15 protein-coding genes are annotated in these 16,223 nt (G+C 38.9%); all 15 read left to right on the top strand.

Features of this window, described 5'->3' with window-relative positions; genetic code table 11:
* Window positions 1-449, top strand: a 449-nt coding sequence (locus tag ACW6OJ_RS03910) for a tetratricopeptide repeat protein (RefSeq protein ID WP_456095824.1), incomplete at its 5' end; no start/stop codon positions are given.
* 201 nt (window positions 450-650) lie between these two features.
* The gene (locus ACW6OJ_RS03905; RefSeq protein ID WP_456095823.1) at window positions 651-2,327 is read left to right on the top strand and encodes a formate--tetrahydrofolate ligase; all 1,677 of its coding nucleotides are present in this window, start codon (window positions 651-653) and stop codon (window positions 2,325-2,327) included.
* 262 nt (window positions 2,328-2,589) lie between these two features.
* Window positions 2,590-3,807, top strand: coding sequence for an MSCRAMM family protein (locus ACW6OJ_RS03900; RefSeq protein WP_456095822.1), 1,218 nt, complete (start codon window positions 2,590-2,592; stop codon window positions 3,805-3,807).
* A 313-nt stretch (window positions 3,808-4,120) separates the two neighbouring features.
* Window positions 4,121-4,345, top strand: coding sequence for a DUF1659 domain-containing protein (locus ACW6OJ_RS03895; RefSeq protein ID WP_456095821.1), 225 nt, complete (start codon window positions 4,121-4,123; stop codon window positions 4,343-4,345).
* Window positions 4,346-4,384: 39 nt separating this feature from the next.
* A complete protein-coding gene (locus ACW6OJ_RS03890; protein WP_293429516.1) occupies window positions 4,385-4,612 on the top strand; it encodes a DUF2922 domain-containing protein in 228 nt (75 codons plus the stop codon).
* Between the two features lie 9 nt (window positions 4,613-4,621).
* Entirely contained in the window at window positions 4,622-4,768 is a 147-nt protein-coding gene (locus tag ACW6OJ_RS03885) for a YvrJ family protein (RefSeq protein ID WP_293429513.1), read from the top strand.
* 214 nt (window positions 4,769-4,982) lie between these two features.
* Window positions 4,983-6,455, top strand: a complete 1,473-nt coding sequence (locus tag ACW6OJ_RS03880) for a glycoside hydrolase family 25 protein (protein WP_456095820.1) — start codon at window positions 4,983-4,985, stop codon at window positions 6,453-6,455.
* A gap of 187 nt (window positions 6,456-6,642) precedes the next feature.
* Window positions 6,643-7,554 carry an AAA family ATPase gene (locus ACW6OJ_RS03875; protein ID WP_293429507.1) on the top strand — a complete coding sequence of 304 codons (912 nt, stop codon included), beginning with the start codon at window positions 6,643-6,645 and terminating at the stop codon, window positions 7,552-7,554.
* 48 nt (window positions 7,555-7,602) lie between these two features.
* A complete protein-coding gene (locus ACW6OJ_RS03870; protein WP_456095819.1) occupies window positions 7,603-9,423 on the top strand; it encodes a hypothetical protein in 1,821 nt (606 codons plus the stop codon).
* 242 nt (window positions 9,424-9,665) lie between these two features.
* Complete coding sequence (mscL, locus tag ACW6OJ_RS03865) at window positions 9,666-10,052, top strand: large conductance mechanosensitive channel protein MscL (protein ID WP_293429501.1); 387 nt, start codon at window positions 9,666-9,668, stop codon at window positions 10,050-10,052.
* A 261-nt stretch (window positions 10,053-10,313) separates the two neighbouring features.
* Window positions 10,314-10,835: a transcription repressor NadR gene (locus tag ACW6OJ_RS03860; protein WP_293432623.1), complete on the top strand. Its 522-nt coding sequence runs from the start codon at window positions 10,314-10,316 to the stop codon at window positions 10,833-10,835.
* 11 nt (window positions 10,836-10,846) lie between these two features.
* Window positions 10,847-11,611 carry a TatD family hydrolase gene (locus ACW6OJ_RS03855; RefSeq protein WP_456095818.1) on the top strand — a complete coding sequence of 255 codons (765 nt, stop codon included), beginning with the start codon at window positions 10,847-10,849 and terminating at the stop codon, window positions 11,609-11,611.
* 1 nt (window position 11,612) lies between these two features.
* Complete coding sequence (locus ACW6OJ_RS03850; protein WP_456095817.1) at window positions 11,613-13,352, top strand: ABC transporter ATP-binding protein; 1,740 nt, start codon at window positions 11,613-11,615, stop codon at window positions 13,350-13,352.
* Window positions 13,353-13,385: 33 nt separating this feature from the next.
* On the top strand, window positions 13,386-13,811 hold the full coding sequence (locus tag ACW6OJ_RS03845; protein WP_314495648.1) for an RrF2 family transcriptional regulator: 426 nt from the start codon (window positions 13,386-13,388) through the stop codon (window positions 13,809-13,811).
* Between the two features lie 62 nt (window positions 13,812-13,873).
* Window positions 13,874-15,826 carry a C39 family peptidase gene (locus ACW6OJ_RS03840; RefSeq protein ID WP_456095816.1) on the top strand — a complete coding sequence of 651 codons (1,953 nt, stop codon included), beginning with the start codon at window positions 13,874-13,876 and terminating at the stop codon, window positions 15,824-15,826.
* Window positions 15,827-16,223: the final 397 nt, after the last annotated feature.

Raw genomic sequence — 16,223 nt, 5'->3', positions numbered from 1 at the left:
ACAAAGTAAGGTATGAAAAGGCCTACAACCTTGTATTCCAGGGTCAGGCCCAAGAGGCACTAGAGGACCTGCTAGACCTAGAAAATCAGTATCCAGACTGGTGGAACCTTTTGTTTATCATCAGTTTAGCCTACAAGTCGCTGGGAGACCTAGGCCAGGCCAAGTCCTACCTAGAAAAAATCCTGATTACAAGACCAACCCAGGTAGATACTCTTGTAGAGATGGCCCTTTGTCTTGCCCAGGAGGCTAATATGCCAGGAGCTATTGACTATTTAACTAGGGCATCCAAGCTGAAAAAGGATGACCCGGAGATTCTTTGTAATCTAGGTATGGCCTACCTACATAATGGTGAGGAAGATGAGGCCAGATATTATATTGGAAGGGCCTATGAGATAGACCCTACAGATGAGGTTACCCAGGCATGTATGAGGGCCCTTGATGACAACTAAGTGCAAGTATGTATAGGTATTTTGTTAATGATTAAATTAATAGAATTATATTGACTTAGAAGGCCATATAACCTATACTATAATTATAAAAAATATAAAAACGTTCGAAAACAAACGAACTATCAAGTTAAAAAAAGCTATATTGTATGAAAATAGCTTTACCAAATTACTAGTATTGAATTTTCACGGAGGTGTATAGTAATGAGTTTCAAATCAGATATTGAAATTGCACAGGAAGCAGTGGCACAGGATATCAGAGATATTGCTAAGAAGATTAATTTAAGTGAGGATGATATTGAGCTTTATGGTAAGTATAAGGCCAAGATTGACTATAATGTATTGGATAGGACAGAGGACAGGAAGGGTAAGCTAATTCTTACAACTGCCATCAATCCTACTCCAGCTGGTGAGGGAAAGACAACTACATCAATCGGTGTGGCAGATGCCTTGGCCAAGTTGGGCAAGAATGTAATAACAGCTCTTAGAGAGCCATCTATGGGTCCAGTTTTTGGTATCAAGGGTGGGGCAGCCGGTGGTGGTTATGCCCAGGTGATACCTATGGAGGATATAAACCTACACTTTACAGGTGACATGCATGCTATCGGGGCGGCCAATAATCTTTTGGCAGCTATGCTAGACAACCATGTATACCAGGGCAATGAATTAAATATCAACCCTAAGAGGATTACGTGGAGAAGGTGTGTAGACATGAACGATAGACAGCTAAGAAATGTCGTTGATGGTCTTGGTAAGAAGGTAGACGGTGTAACTAGGGAGGATGGCTTTGATATCACGGTTGCATCTGAAATCATGGCTACCTTCTGCCTTTCAAATAATATAGGTGAACTAAAGGAAAAACTAGGCGACATAGTTGTTGCCTATACATATGATGGCAAGCCGGTGACAGCCAGGGACCTAGGTGCTAATGGTGCCATGGCAGCAGTCCTAAAGGATGCCCTTAAGCCTAACCTAGTTCAGACCCTAGAAGGTACACCAGCTATTATCCACGGTGGACCATTTGCCAATATAGCCCATGGTTGTAACTCTATAATTGCTACAAAGATGGCCCTACATATGAGTGACTATGTGGTAACTGAGGCAGGCTTTGGTGCAGACCTTGGTGCTGAAAAGTTCTTAGATATCAAGTGTAGGAAGGCTGGAATTAGACCGGATGCAGTGGTGATAGTAGCTACTGTTAGAGCCTTGAAGTACAATGGTGGAGTACCAAAGGACCAGCTAAATGAGGAAAACCTAGAGGCCCTAGAAGCAGGACTACCAAATCTACTAAAGCATATAGAAAATATTACCCAGGTATACAAGTTACCTGCAGTAGTTGCAATAAATAGGTTCCCTCTTGATACAGAGGCAGAGCTAAAGCTAGTTGAGGACAAGTGCAACGAGCTAGGGGTAAATGTAGCCCTATCAGAGGTTTGGGCTAAGGGTGGAGAAGGTGGCCTTGAGGTTGCCAAGGAAGTCCTTAAGCTGATAGACCAGGCAGACAACCAGTTTGAGTACTGCTATGATGATGATATGTCAATCAAGGACAAGCTAAATGCCATAGCTACTAGGATATATGGTGCTGACGGTGTAGACTACACAGCAGAGGCCAACAAGCAGATCAAGGAACTTGAAGACTTAGGCTTTGGTAGGCAACCTGTATGTGTGGCCAAGACTCAGTATTCCCTATCTGATGACCAGACTAAGCTTGGTAGACCATCAGGATTTAGGATAAATGTAAGAGAGGCTAATGTATCAGCAGGTGCAGGCTTTATAGTTGTATTGACTGGGGCAATCATGAAGATGCCAGGCCTACCAAAGCAACCAGCGGCCCTAAGGATCGATGTTGACGAAAAGGGTGTAATATCTGGCCTGTTCTAAATTTCTACACATAGGAAATATGCCTAAAGCATATAGATAAAAGATAGGCAAAAGTATAGAGATAATTAAGAGGCTAGGATGACTACTTTCATCTTAGCCTATTTTTTGTTTTTTTTATTTATATTTTGACTATTTTATGGTATGATAGTAGTATATACTAGCATATTTAATATGGAATTGGTGGGTCCAAATATACCACTGGATTAAATAGTAAGAATATAAAAGTTATTATAGTAAAACTTGAGTTATTGGAGGGAATAATATGAAGTATAATAAGAAATTGTTAGGGGTAGTATCTGCCTTTGCTATAGCTTTACCAATGTCACTTGGTTCTGCCTTTGCAAACGGTACAGTTGATTTTCTTAAGACGTCTTCTACAGGCGACAAGGTTGCAGGTGCAGAGATTACTTTCTATCAAGCCGGCAAGAAGGCCTTTACATTTAAGACAAATGCTGAGGGCAAGGTGGATGCAGCATCAGTTGCTTCTGCTAATTCATATGATGTTACAAACATCGTGGATTCAAGTGGTAACCTTAGCCTGAAGGCAGGGGAATATACATATGCTGAAACTAAGGCTCCAACAGGCTATATGCTAAACTCTAGGCACGAAGCTCTGACTGTAACTGATGGTTTGACTTCAAATGTAGAAATCAAGAATACTAAGTTCAAGGATGGCTTGGGACAGGTAATAGTCAAGTCTTTAGACAAGGCGACAAGTGCTGCCCTAGGTGGGGCTACTGTTGACCTAAAGCAGGGAGACAAGCTACTAGCAAGCATCAATTTTGATGATAAGGGTAATGTAATGGATGCTTCTTATATTACTGCTGATGGAAGGAACCTTGGTCTAGAAGTTATAGATGGAAGCATACTAATCAAGCCTGGTGACTATATACTAGTTGAAAACAAGGCAAGTGAAGGTTATGCCCTAAATACGCAGGCCTACAAGCTAACAGCTAAGTCTGGGGTTACAACTACAATTGAAATCCTTCAGGAAAAGTCTTCTTCTGCTACTAGCACAAGTGAAAAGCAGACTGGTGTAAAGCTAAGAATAATCAACACTAGCAAGTCAGCTATATCTGACCAGGAAGTGTCTATATATGCAGTAGACAAGGACAAGAAGAACCCTAGACTAGTTTTCAAGGGTAAGACAGGTGCAGATGGTTACCTAGATGCAACTAAGGCTACCGAGGGTATTGCCCTATTAAAGGATGGTGTGGTATCACTACAGCCAGGTAACTACTACTACCAGCTAACTGGTGGTACAAACCACAATGACTTTACTGTTGAGCAGGACAAGGTAACTCCTTTAGAAAAGACTATTAAGCTTAATTCAAATAGCAAGACTGGTGGGGTTACAAGCACTACTCCTAAGTCAGCAAGCCTTGCTAAGACTGGTATGGTTGGAGGTCTAGCACCGTTAGTAGGTGGTGGACTAGCTATAGTAGCTGGTGGACTAGCTATAACTAGAAGAAAAAAATAATAATATAGGTAATATATAAGAAACTTATCCCCCTGGATTTTTCCAGGGGGTGTTTTTTTGTCCAAAATCACTATTATCAACATCTGAAATCACAAGGAGCTAAGAAAATAGCCTATATCAAAAAGCCATATAGAAGAATTTGAAGTAGGATTTCCAATTTATGGATACATATATATGAAATTAGCCTAATTTTAGCCGTATATTGGTAAAAGATATCAAGCCCAGGTCCTATAATTGTAAGTGTAAGAGATAGCTACTCATTACAGGTAAGGATTTCAACGTTGATAAAGAATATTTTTTAAGGAGGAAAGTTATGGTAAAGGTAAAAGAAACAAAGGTAAGCTACAGGGCAAGATTAAAGGATGGTCAGGGTAAGGATGGCAAGGATAAGTTTGCATATATAAATTTCGCAAATATTAGGTCAGACGCAGCAGACCAGGATGTGCATGAGGTAGTAAGGGCTATATTAGGCCTACAGGAAAAGGAAGTAGATGCAATCTTCAAGCTAGAAAACAAAGAGCTAGAGGATGCCCAGTAAAATTGAGATCACAAGGATAATTTTGAAAGGAGATAAGTAATGGAAGTAAGAAAGACTATATCAATGAAGTTTAAGAAGGATGATGGTAAGACCTTTAACCTATCAGTGAAAAATCCTGGACCAGGTGTAAATGAAGAGGCTATAAAAAAGGTAATGGACAAGATAATAGAAAAGAATGTCTTCAGGATAAAGGGTCAGGGCTTGGTGAAATCAGTAGATGCCAAGCTTGTGGAAACTAGCACAGAGACATACGACCTAGTCCTATAAGAGGCCGTAATGGATAATCAGACAATAGTAGGCATAATTCAGAATGTTGGTTTCCCCATAGCCCTTAGCCTCTACTTGTTGGTGAGGATGGAAAAGAAGGTAGACCTATTGTCAAACAGCATTTCTGAGTTAGCTAGGATACTTGCTGAAAAATAATCCCTAGGTCAAATGGCCCTACTAGTTGAAATAAGTAACTAGTAGGGCTATTTTTATATACTTTATAAAAGGACAAATGATTTATAGTTAAAAAACACAATATTCAAAATATTTATACAAAAAAAACTTTACAATTGTCTAAGTAAGTGATATTATAAAATCGAAATGATAATTAAAATCATAAAAACTATATTAAAACTTAGGAGGAAATTTTATGCTAATGAAAGAAAAAACTAGTAAAGAGGTATCAAACTATGCTTTATTAAATTCTATAGCAGATAGTTTTTATACCGACCTAATTGACTCTATTGAGGAGAGAGATAGCCTGGTGGATATTTTTGCAGATGTGTGTAGGGAAATTACCTTATTTGTAATGAGAGACTTCCTTTATTCTGTATTTGCTGGAACCGACACTGGCTACAAGCATTTTTCAAACAAGGATGCCAAGGTTTCTGTTAGGGATATTTTAAATGCAGAGGCCCTGCTGTCGGGTGATTTTGATTGTTCAGACCATGCCAAGGCCTTGGCCAAGGAATACTTTGACCCAACTATATTGTCTCTCTTGTTTTCGCTTAGGATGACTGGGGACAGGATTGATGACAACATTGACCTTATGGAGTCTATATTTGATGAGTGTAAGGGTGACAGGACCTATATAAAGACTGCCAATGCCCATGCAAGAGACAAGGATATGGCCATTTGTAGGCTACTTAGGACCTGTTATTCTATGACTAGTAAGGAGATTGCCAAGCATATGGGTATTACAGAAGCCAAGGTCTACAAGCTTACCGCAGCCTGGGATGACAGCAAGGATGGCCTATATGTGAGGCTTTACAAGTACCTTTATGCCAGGGTTATGGCTATGAGAAATAGGCTGCTAGACGACCAGGAAGGAAAGATATTCCTAAGGGCAGCAAAAAATTCTAAGGACTATATTTCTATAGATACAAAAAATACCTTTCTAGAGCCAGAGACTTTGGGTGAAGAAGAGGTTGACGATATTATTGATGATTTTAAGAGAAAGAAGGAGATTGAAGCTATGAATACAAGACTTGGAGTAGATATTAGTAAATATAATGGTAGGTGTAACATGGACTTAGCCAAGGAGTCAGGCCTAAGTTTTGTCATTTTGAAGGCTGGCAGTGGATATAGTGGTGAAGACCCATACTGGGTAAGAAACTATAATGCCTGTAAGAAGGCGGGACTAGGTGTTGGTGCCTATTGGTACTGCTATGCTACAAATGTAGATGAGGCCCTAAGAGAGGCTGATATGTTTATCCATTCTTTGGAGGGTATGGAGTTCGATTATCCGGTCTACCTGGATATGGAGGACAAGTGCCAGTCTAGACTGGGAAATGACCTTAGGACAAGAATAGCCTATGCCTTTATGAAGCGGGTCGAGTCAAGTGGCTATTATGTTGGTCTTTACACAATGAAGTCCTGGTTGGACAATTCCTTTGATATGGAAAGGCTCAAGGAATTTGACCTATGGGTTGCTAGGTGGTCAAGTAGGGGGCATGGCTACAAGGGACCAGGCTTGGTAGGTATGTGGCAGTATACCAATAGGGGACACTTTAAGGGCATAGGGACTACCAGTGAGGGTGGAAGTGATGCTAATGTTGCCTATATCGATTATCCTACAATTATCAAGAAGAAGGGCCTTAATAATTACCGAAAAAAGAAGTAGCCTAGGGGTTCAGAGTCGACTTTTATATTATCTTTGTGTCTAAATTTGTTATAAGAGTTTAATCAATTCAGGAAAATATTAGGATTTACCGATATTATTCAAATAAATATTGGTAGATCCTTTTTTATTGGGTATAATATTTGTGAAATTGATTATTAAAATAGTGATAAATGCTAGGAGGATATAGATGAGAGAGTTTTTATTAAAGCAGGGTGTCCCTCAAAAGCTTTTGGATGAGGTTGAGGCCTTTAGGAAATATTACAAGCTGGAGGATGAATATATAGACAGGATACCCCAGCCTAGGTATAAATATTATGGTGGCCAGGTGTGGTCAAAGCTAATAGCGGGCATATTGGCAGGCTACAATGTACTCCTATCAGGGCCTAAGGCTACTGGTAAGAATGTATTGGCAGATAACCTAGCCAGCTTATTTTACAGGCCAATGTGGAATATGTCTATGAATATTAATTCGGATGCGGCCAGCCTACTAGGATCAGATACCTTTGTCAACAATGAGGTGGTTTTGAGGAAGGGACCTGTATATATGGCTGCTGAAGTGGGTGGATTTGCAGTTTTTGATGAAATAAATATGGCTAAGAATGAATCCTTGGCAGTAATTTATTCCGCCCTTGACCATAGGCGTATTATAGATGTACCTGGTTATGATAAGATAAGACTACATGAGGCCAGCAGGTTTATAGGCACTATGAACTACGGCTACATTGGTACTAAGGAGTTGAATGAAGCTTTGGTATCTAGATTTTTGGTGGTAGACATGCCTACTATTAGTGAGGATAATCTGAAGATGATCCTGTCTGAGGAGTTCAAGCTAAGAGATGACTACAGGGATCTTTTCGTCAAGCTATTTATGGACTTACAACTAAAGTCCCTGAATGCAGAAATTTCCTCTAAGCCGATAGACCTAAGAGGTCTATTTGCTTCAATTGAAACTATGGCCCAGGGCTTGGACCTTAAGTCTGCCCTAGATATGGGTATAGTAAATAAGACCTTCGATGTATATGAGAGAGAAATAGTGGCAGATGTTGTCGCTTCACTCTTCCCAAAAAATTTGGACAGTAAGGATATTTTCCTTGGATAGGTCATGTTTAAAAATAGAAGATAAAATATATTACGAAAGAAGATAGATATGAAGGATAATAGGATAAGAAAAGAAAATACCGTCTGGACTGTTTCAGAGGACTATTCTTTCAAGCCCCTGCTAGACCTCTTTGATACCTATGGGGATAGTGATATGGACTACTATAAGATGTTGGTTCTGGGCTATGTCTACAAGGTAATGGACATGGAAGCCTTTATGGAGTTTCTATATGTCCACTATGGAAAAACCCAGCTAAAGGATGAGTTTTTAAAGCTGTGTGAGGTATATTTTGACGACTGCCTTGCAGGTGACCTAATCAAGGTCAGGCCAGGAGCTGCTGGATATAGGAAGGACTTTTTGGACAAGATTCTTGCCAAGGGCTTGGTAAAGGAAGACCAGGATGGCCAGTCAAGTAGGGCATATAATACTTCCCAGGCCTTGGGCTACGTATACTATGCTAGATTGGCAGGTATTTTTGTAGACCCGGAAAGGCTAGGTATTTCACCAGCCATTGTAGACCTGGTTGACTATATGCAGGCCAGAAATAGTGCCAAGACTAGTCAGGAGATAATCAAGAACCTAAATGCTGCCTTTTTGAAGTATTTCTTTGTAAATACAAGGCTGGATCTATCCCAGGCCAATAGGCTTGATGATGAGATGGGTGACAAGGAAGATAAGTCAAGTGCTATCAAAAAGGAAGTGGAGACACCAAAGCAGTCTAGGCTAAAGCTGGCCATGAAAAAGAAGTTCTTAAAGCCAGGTCAAGATATAGGGGAGGATATGACCATAGAGTCTGCAGAGTTTACCAAGGGGATAGACATAGATGAGTTAGACCTTGATAGAAACGAAAGTCCCCTTAGCCCTAGTATGACCAGGTCCAATGATACAGTAAGAAAGATGGTTACAAATAGGTTTGGTAAGTCGATTTTACCGGGCCATACTCTAAATAGTCTAGAGGCCGACCTTTGCAGGGGCATCCACAAGGGTATAAAGCTTCATTTTACCAGGGGTGACTTTGATATAGATAGGGATAATATTTACTATGCCAAGTCTATCAAGGCCCAGGCTGAATCAAATATGGAATACTACCGTGACAATGAGCTGGTTTTTAGGAGGTCTATAAATGAGCTGAGGGAAATCCTAAAGAAGAAGTTGGTATTTGACGATGAAGAGGATATAGAATTTGCAAACTCAGGTAGCCTAGTAGTTTCTAGGATATGGAAGAATAAGGCATTCAATGAAGATAAAATTTTTGCCAGGGTAGACAAGAGGGAGATGACCTCTATATCGGTGGATATTTTACTTGATGCATCATCATCCCAGATGGAGCGAGAGGGTCAGGTCGCTGCCCAGGCCTATATTATAACCGAGGCCTTGACTTCCCTAAACATACCAACTAGGGTACTTGCCTTTAGTAATCTTTTTAACTTCTTGGTAGTTAATGAGTTTAGGGACTACAAGGATCCGAGGTCTAAGAATTCCAAGATATTTGACTACAAGGCATCTGGTAGCAATAGGGATGGACTGGCCTTGAGTCTGGTTGCCAAGCTAATGGATGCAGGTGACTATGATAAAAAGATAATGATAGTCCTAAGCGACGGCAAGCCTAATGATAAGATAAACCTTGGAACTAAAGGTTTTTTTGAAGTGGATGGTCAAGACTATATAGATGATCTTGCTATCAAGGATACTGCCCAGGAGGTTTTTAATATGAAGCTGAGGGGTAAGCATGTTCTAGGTATATTTACGGGCCAGGAGGAGGACCTGGAGCTTGAAAAGAAGATTTTCGGTAGAGACTTTGCCTATGTGAAAAACTATGATAGGTTTTCAAAAATTATAGGCTTCTATATAGATGATATATTGGAATAAGATATTTGCATATTTTTTGTTGTAAAGTTTAAATAAATTGTTAATTATTTCTTTTTTTGGGGTACTTATAGGAATGAGTATAGGTATATAGGCTTTAAATCAACTTCTTGCTAGTTGGGTTTGAGCTAGGTCTAGCTATACAGGCATAATGGGAATATAATTGTAGAAATTCAAATCAAAGAGTAATTATGTGAGTTTTAGGTAAAAAAACAGTTTTTTAGTTTTAATTAGGAGGAATGATAATGAAGGGTTTTTTAAACGAATTTAAAGATTTCGCTATGAAGGGTAATGTATTAGACTTGGCAGTCGGTGTTGTTATGGGTTCTGCATTTGGAACTATCGTAACTTCTTTGGTTGAAAAGATAATCATGCCACTTGTTGGTATTATAGTTGGTGGTGTAAACATAGCAGACCTATCAGTTAAGGTGGGTAATGCTACACTAGGATATGGTGCCTTCTTACAGGCGATTATTAACTTCTTGATTATTGCATTTTCAATCTTCTTGTTTGTAAAGGCTATAAATACAGCTACTAGCAAGTTCAAGAAGGCGGAAGAGGAAGCTGCTCCAGCTGTAGATCCACAGTTAGAATTATTAACAGAAATAAGAGACTTATTAGCGAAGAAGTAATATAGGCTAGACAAATGTATAGTTGAGGGAAACTTTTAAAGAGTGAAAATATCTCCTCGATTTGTTCTTGATAGGCTAGTTATTCCAGTAGGGTTTTGACCGGATTTGGAATTAACTAGTCTATTTTTTTATTTTGACTAAGCTTATAAATTATAAGATGAAAATCAAAATTCAACTGTAATCTTTTTTGATACTATTGCCGGCCAAGCTATATACATGCTATAATAGTGGATATTCATGCTTTATTGGGAGGTGTTAGCATTGAAGGTAAATGATAGAAGACAGGATGTCTTTGAACTTTTAAAGTCGAGTGAAAGACCGGTTTCTGCTGCTGATTTGGCCCATAAATTTGGTGTCACTAGACAGGTTATAGTTGCTGATATTGCCCTTTTGAGGGCTTCTAATATAGATATTGTATCGACGAACAGGGGTTATATTTTAAAGGCAAATCTTCCGAGCAAGCCTAGGAGGGTCTTTAAGGTAAGTCATGATATGACGAGAACGCTTGATGAGCTAAACTCTATCGTTGATGCTGGTGGAAGGCTTTTAGATGTAATTGTAAACCACCCGGTTTATGGGGACCTAAAGGCTGACCTGAATATTTCCAATAGGAGGCAGGTGTCCATCTTTATGGACAAGATGGACCTGGATGGTAACAAGCCCCTTAGCCTTTTGACTGATGACTATATTCACTACCACACTGTTGAGGCGGATAGTGAGGAGGACCTAGACTATATAGAGGAGGTCTTGGCCAAGGAGGGCTTTTTAGTTGTAGATAGATAGTGAGGTCTGCCATGAATAAGAAAAAAATATATGATTTTCATACACACATCTCTAGCCTAGAGGTTTTTGAGGCCTATTATGACCAGGATATTATACCCCTAATCAACTGTCAGAGTCGTGATGAATTCAAGAGTCTGATGAATAATAGGGAGGCCTTTTCTGGGGATAGGACTCGTGCCTTGGACAAGGTTTACTATAGCATGGGAATACATCCATTTGATGCTGATATAATTGGCCAGCAGTTTGGATCTTCCTATGAAGACCTTATTAAGGAGGCCAACCTAATAGGTGAGATAGGTATGGATGCTTGTTGGTGTGATACTCCCTTCGAGGACCAGGAAAGGGCCTTTATTATGAGTCTAGACCTGGCAAAGAAGTACAATAAGCCTGTTATACTCCATACTAAGATGATGGAAGCCAAGATATATGAGATATTGAGGGCTTATGATTTGGATATGGTTATCCACTGGTATAGCTGTGACAAGTATGTAAAAGAATTTATTGATCTGGGTTGCCACTTTACGGTAGGTCCAGCAATTTTTGTAGATGATAATGTAAGAAATATGGTCAAACTCTTGCCCCTAGACAGGATATTGGTTGAGACTGATGGGGTGGAGGCCCTAGAGTGGTTATTTAAGAAGAAGTTTGACCCAAGAAATTTGAGGAATACTTTGGAGGCAGTAATACAGGAGCTGGCAGATATCAAGCAGGTAAGCTTTGACCTAATGTCAGAATACTTACTTGCAAACTCTGAGAGATTATTGAGAAAGGAATAGTATGAGTAATATTAGTTTGATAAAGAGTGTGATTCCCTACTTTAATAGGTATAGAAATATTTTATTTATAGACCTTTTGTGTGCAGGTCTGACAACTGCTTCAGAAATGATCCTGCCCCTAATACTTAGGTATTTGACTAATGTGGGGATTGCAGAACCAGGCTCTTTAAGCCTCAACCTAATAGTGAGGATAGCTGTAATATTTGTCCTTATCAAGTGTGTTGAGCTAGTAGCAGTGTACTATATGGCATCTATAGGTCATATAATGGGGGCAAAGATTGAAACAGATATGAGGTTTGATATGTACAAGCACCTACAGACCCTATCTGATAATTTTTACAATGAAACCAAGGTAGGTCAGATTATGTCAAGGATGACTAATGACCTTTTTGATATTACAGAGTTTTCCCACCATTGCCCAGAGGAGTACTTTATAGGCTTTATAAAGATTTGTATATCCTTTGTGATCCTATTAAATATAAACGTGCCTTTGACTTTGGCAGTATATATTATGATACCTGTGATGTTTATAAGTACAAGCAAGTTCAAAAATAGCATGAGGAGGGCACAGAAGAAGCAGAGGGTCCATGTAGGTGACCTAAATTCTAGCATCGAGGACAGTATCCTAGGAATCAAGGTTGTAAAGAGCTTTGCCAACGAGGATATAGAGCTAGAAAAGTTTGAGCGTGACAACAATAAGTTCTTGTCAATCAAGGAGCTTTTCTATAAGTCTATGGCCGGCTTTAACACAGTAAATAGGAGTATTGATGGTCTGATGTACTTTATAATTATAGTGTTTGGTGGCTACCAGATGATGAATGGAAGGCTAGAGCCAGGCGATATGCTGGCCTACATAATGTATGTAACTACTCTATTGGCAACAGTTAAGAGGATAGTAGAATTTACAGAGCAGTTCCAAAAGGGTATGACTGGTATAGAGAGGTTTAATGAAATCATGTCAATAGAGGCAGAAATTGTTGATTCACCTCATGCCATAGATTTAACTGATGTAAGGGGAGATATAGAATTCAAGAATGTATTCTTTAGGTACAATAAGAAGCTTGACTATGTATTGGAAAATTTCAATTTGGATATCGAGGCCGGTAAGAATATAGCCTTGGTGGGCCCGTCAGGTGGTGGTAAAACTACCGTATGTGCCCTTATACCTAGATTTTATGATGTGAGTGAGGGTGGTATCTTTGTTGACGGGAAAAATATAAAGGACTTTAGCCTTTATTCCTTGAGGAATAATATAGGTATAGTCCAGCAGGATGTCTACCTATTCTCAGGTACTATTATGGAAAATATTAGGTATGGCAAGCCGAACGCAACAGAGGAAGAGATAATAGAGGCTGCCAAGCTTGCATCGGCCTATGACTTTATCATGGAGCTTGAAGATGGCTTTGATACCTATGTTGGTGAAAGAGGGATCAAGCTATCAGGTGGTCAAAAGCAGAGGATATCTATAGCCAGGGTATTTTTGAAGAACCCTCCAATTCTGATTTTGGATGAGGCTACTTCTGCCCTTGACAACAACAGTGAGGCAGTGATCCAGGAGTCTTTAGAGGTTTTATCTAAGGGAAGGACTACAATTACTATTGCCCATAGGCTGACTACTATACAGAAGGCAGATATGATAGTTGTTATGACTGCTGATGGTATAGTAGAAAAGGGTAGCCATGAAGAATTAATGGAAAATAAAGCTTATTATTATAACCTATACACAAAGGCTGGTCAGTAGCCCTGTTTATAGGTGGATAGAAGGGGTTAAGAGATGAGTGAATTTATTATAGCTTTGCACGCTCTTGTATTCTTGATGCATGCAGGAGAATCAAAGTCAAGCGAGGAGTTGTCTACCAATTTGTGTACCAACCCAGTAAGAATTAGAAAGGTAATGGCCAAGTGCAAGAAGTATGGCATAGTGACTACCAAGGCAGGTGTCAATGGTGGTTATATGGTAGCTGACAAGGGTGAAAATATAAACCTAAGGCAGATATATGACGCTGTGTCTGCACCTATTATAGAATCAAGGTGGCATTCTGGTGATATGGATTCTGATTGTGCCATATGTAGTGGTATGGCCCAGTATGTTGATGAGCTATTCTTTATGATGAATGAAGAATGTGTAAAGATGCTTGAAAATATCAAACTTTGTGATGTAGAAGAAAGATTGGGACAAATAAAAGAATTAAGGTTATAGAATAGTGGTATTTGCGTAAATATGATATAATAGATTATATACTCTACGAAGGGAGATAGAATATGGCTTCAAAAAAAGACACCAAGTATACTTTTAAGGGCAACAATAAAAAGGTTGACAACAAGTATGCAAATATATACGAAGATTTGAGCAATAAAGACAAGTTGTATGAAGAAAACAGTCTAAAGAAACTCCATAAAGATGAAAATAATGATATTAATAAAATAGGTCAGCCTGTGGTAAGAGAACTTAGCCTAGAAGAGGCTGAAAAAAATGCAAAGATGAGAAAGCAGGCTATGCTAAATGAAAAGCAGATAGCAATTCAGAAGTCTAGTCCTGTAGTTAACCATACTATGGCCCAGTCCTATGATAGGATAGAGAGTCTAGAAAGGTTGAAGAGAGAAAAGGAAGCTTCCAGATTGGGTCAAGATGTTGACAATCCAGAATATATCAAGCAAAAGGCCAAGGAAAGGGCCAACATGGACAAGTCTGATGTAGAAATCTACAAGGAATACTCTGACTTTGATAGGTCAAGTGAACCTAGGGACGAAGAAGATAGCGAGCTTAGTGTTGCTGATATAGAAAAGGGCTTGAGTCAAGGCAGTGAAGCTGATGACTTTAAGACCAAGAAGATAGAAGATCTAATTGAAGCTCTTAGCAAGCATGAGGATGAAAGGCCTACTGAACGTCTACCTAAGGTAAGACAGACTAGGAGAAGTCCTAGGCCGGTCACACTTGAGGATGATGTAAGGATAAAGGAAAATGAAATAGAAGAGCTCCTTAGGAGGCGTAAGATTCAGGAAAGAGAAGAAAGCTCTAAGATGACAAGGGCCGAAAGAAAGCAGGCGAGGAAAAAGGCCAAGGAAAATAAGAGGGATACAACTACTAGCAATCCAAACAGTGCATATAGGTCAAGGCTAGATGTATATAAGAATAATGCCAAGAAAAATGCTGAGAGGATAAACTTTAAGAGGTTGGGTCTCCTAATTATAGGTATAGTACTAGTTGCAGTATTGGTAGCAACAGGTATAGATATGTTAAAGCATAAGCTAGGAACTAGTACACCTACAAAGACTACTACAAAGACTAGTAGCAAGACTAGTACATCCACTAGCAAGACCAAGTCTACGGCAACAGCAAGCAAGACTGTGACTAAGGAAGAAAAGATTAAGAAGCTAGAGGCTATCAAGGGCAAGTTAAACAGCCAGGAAGCTGAGAGACTAGACTACATAATCAAGAATATAGATTCTTATCCAGATACTTTGATAGACCTAGTTGCTAGGAACCATGAAACGGTTGACTTTGTATATAGCTACAAGGATAGGGAAAAGTACAATAATAGAAAACTATCTGCAGATATCAATTCAAGCTATTATGTTGATGGTGATGTGCCGCTATTCCTACAGTGGGATAGAAGGTGGGGCTATAGGACATATGGCAAGGAAATGATAGGTCTTTCAGGTTGTGGACCAACATCTCTAGCCATGGTAATAAGACACTTCGATTCTGATTCTACTGTCAATCCTTATGATGTAGCCAAGTACAGCCAGGATAATGGTTATGTATCAGCTGACAACTTTACTAGCTGGAAACTATTTGAAACAGGCTTGTCTAAGTATGGTCTAGAATCTCAGGACGTAATACCTGTAGAAGCAAAGATGAAGAAGGCCCTAGATGACAACAAGATCCTAATAGTTAGCGTTAAGCCGGGAATATTTACTGAAAGAGGCCACATTATAGTTATCAAGGGCTATAATAAAAATGGTGACTTCCTGATTAATGATCCTAATAGTATAGTTAATACTAACAAGGCATGGTCATTTGATGAGTTGAAGAGTGAGATAAGAAAGATTTGGGGTGTAAGCTCTAAGGGATCTACTAGTTCATCAGCAAAGTCAAATACCAAGTCGGGCTCAGATAATACATCATCAGGCTCTAATAGTTCGTCAAGCTCAAGTGATGATAAATCATCAAGCTCTGACGGAGATGCAAGTATTATCCAAGATATAGACTAGTTAATAAAATAAATAATGCTAAAACAATTATTGGTTATATAAAAATGGGAAGATACCTAATTTAGTTATGGGTATCTTCTATTTTTTTACAAAAGTATCTTTTGAGTGAGAATAATACAAAATTATCTTAAATTTTCTGGAATTAAGAAAGAAAAAGATTTTCTCAAAAAAATCCAGAAATAGTTTAAAAAAAGATGTTAAAAAATAAATAATGGTAAATATAATAGCTTTAGAGAAAAATGCTTAACTAATCCTTAATTATAGGGATTATAAGGCTTAGTCCCTAAATATAGGCAAATGTTTCAACATAATGACAACGTTATCTGCAAAAAGTAAAGATTATAAAAGGAAAGGCTAAATACTTTTATTATATTTAGTTATACATATAAAATAATGA

The organism is Peptostreptococcus sp., from assembly GCF_977045075.1.
Note: the sequence above shows the minus strand (reverse complement) of the source record. Positions and strands in the feature narration are given on the sequence as shown.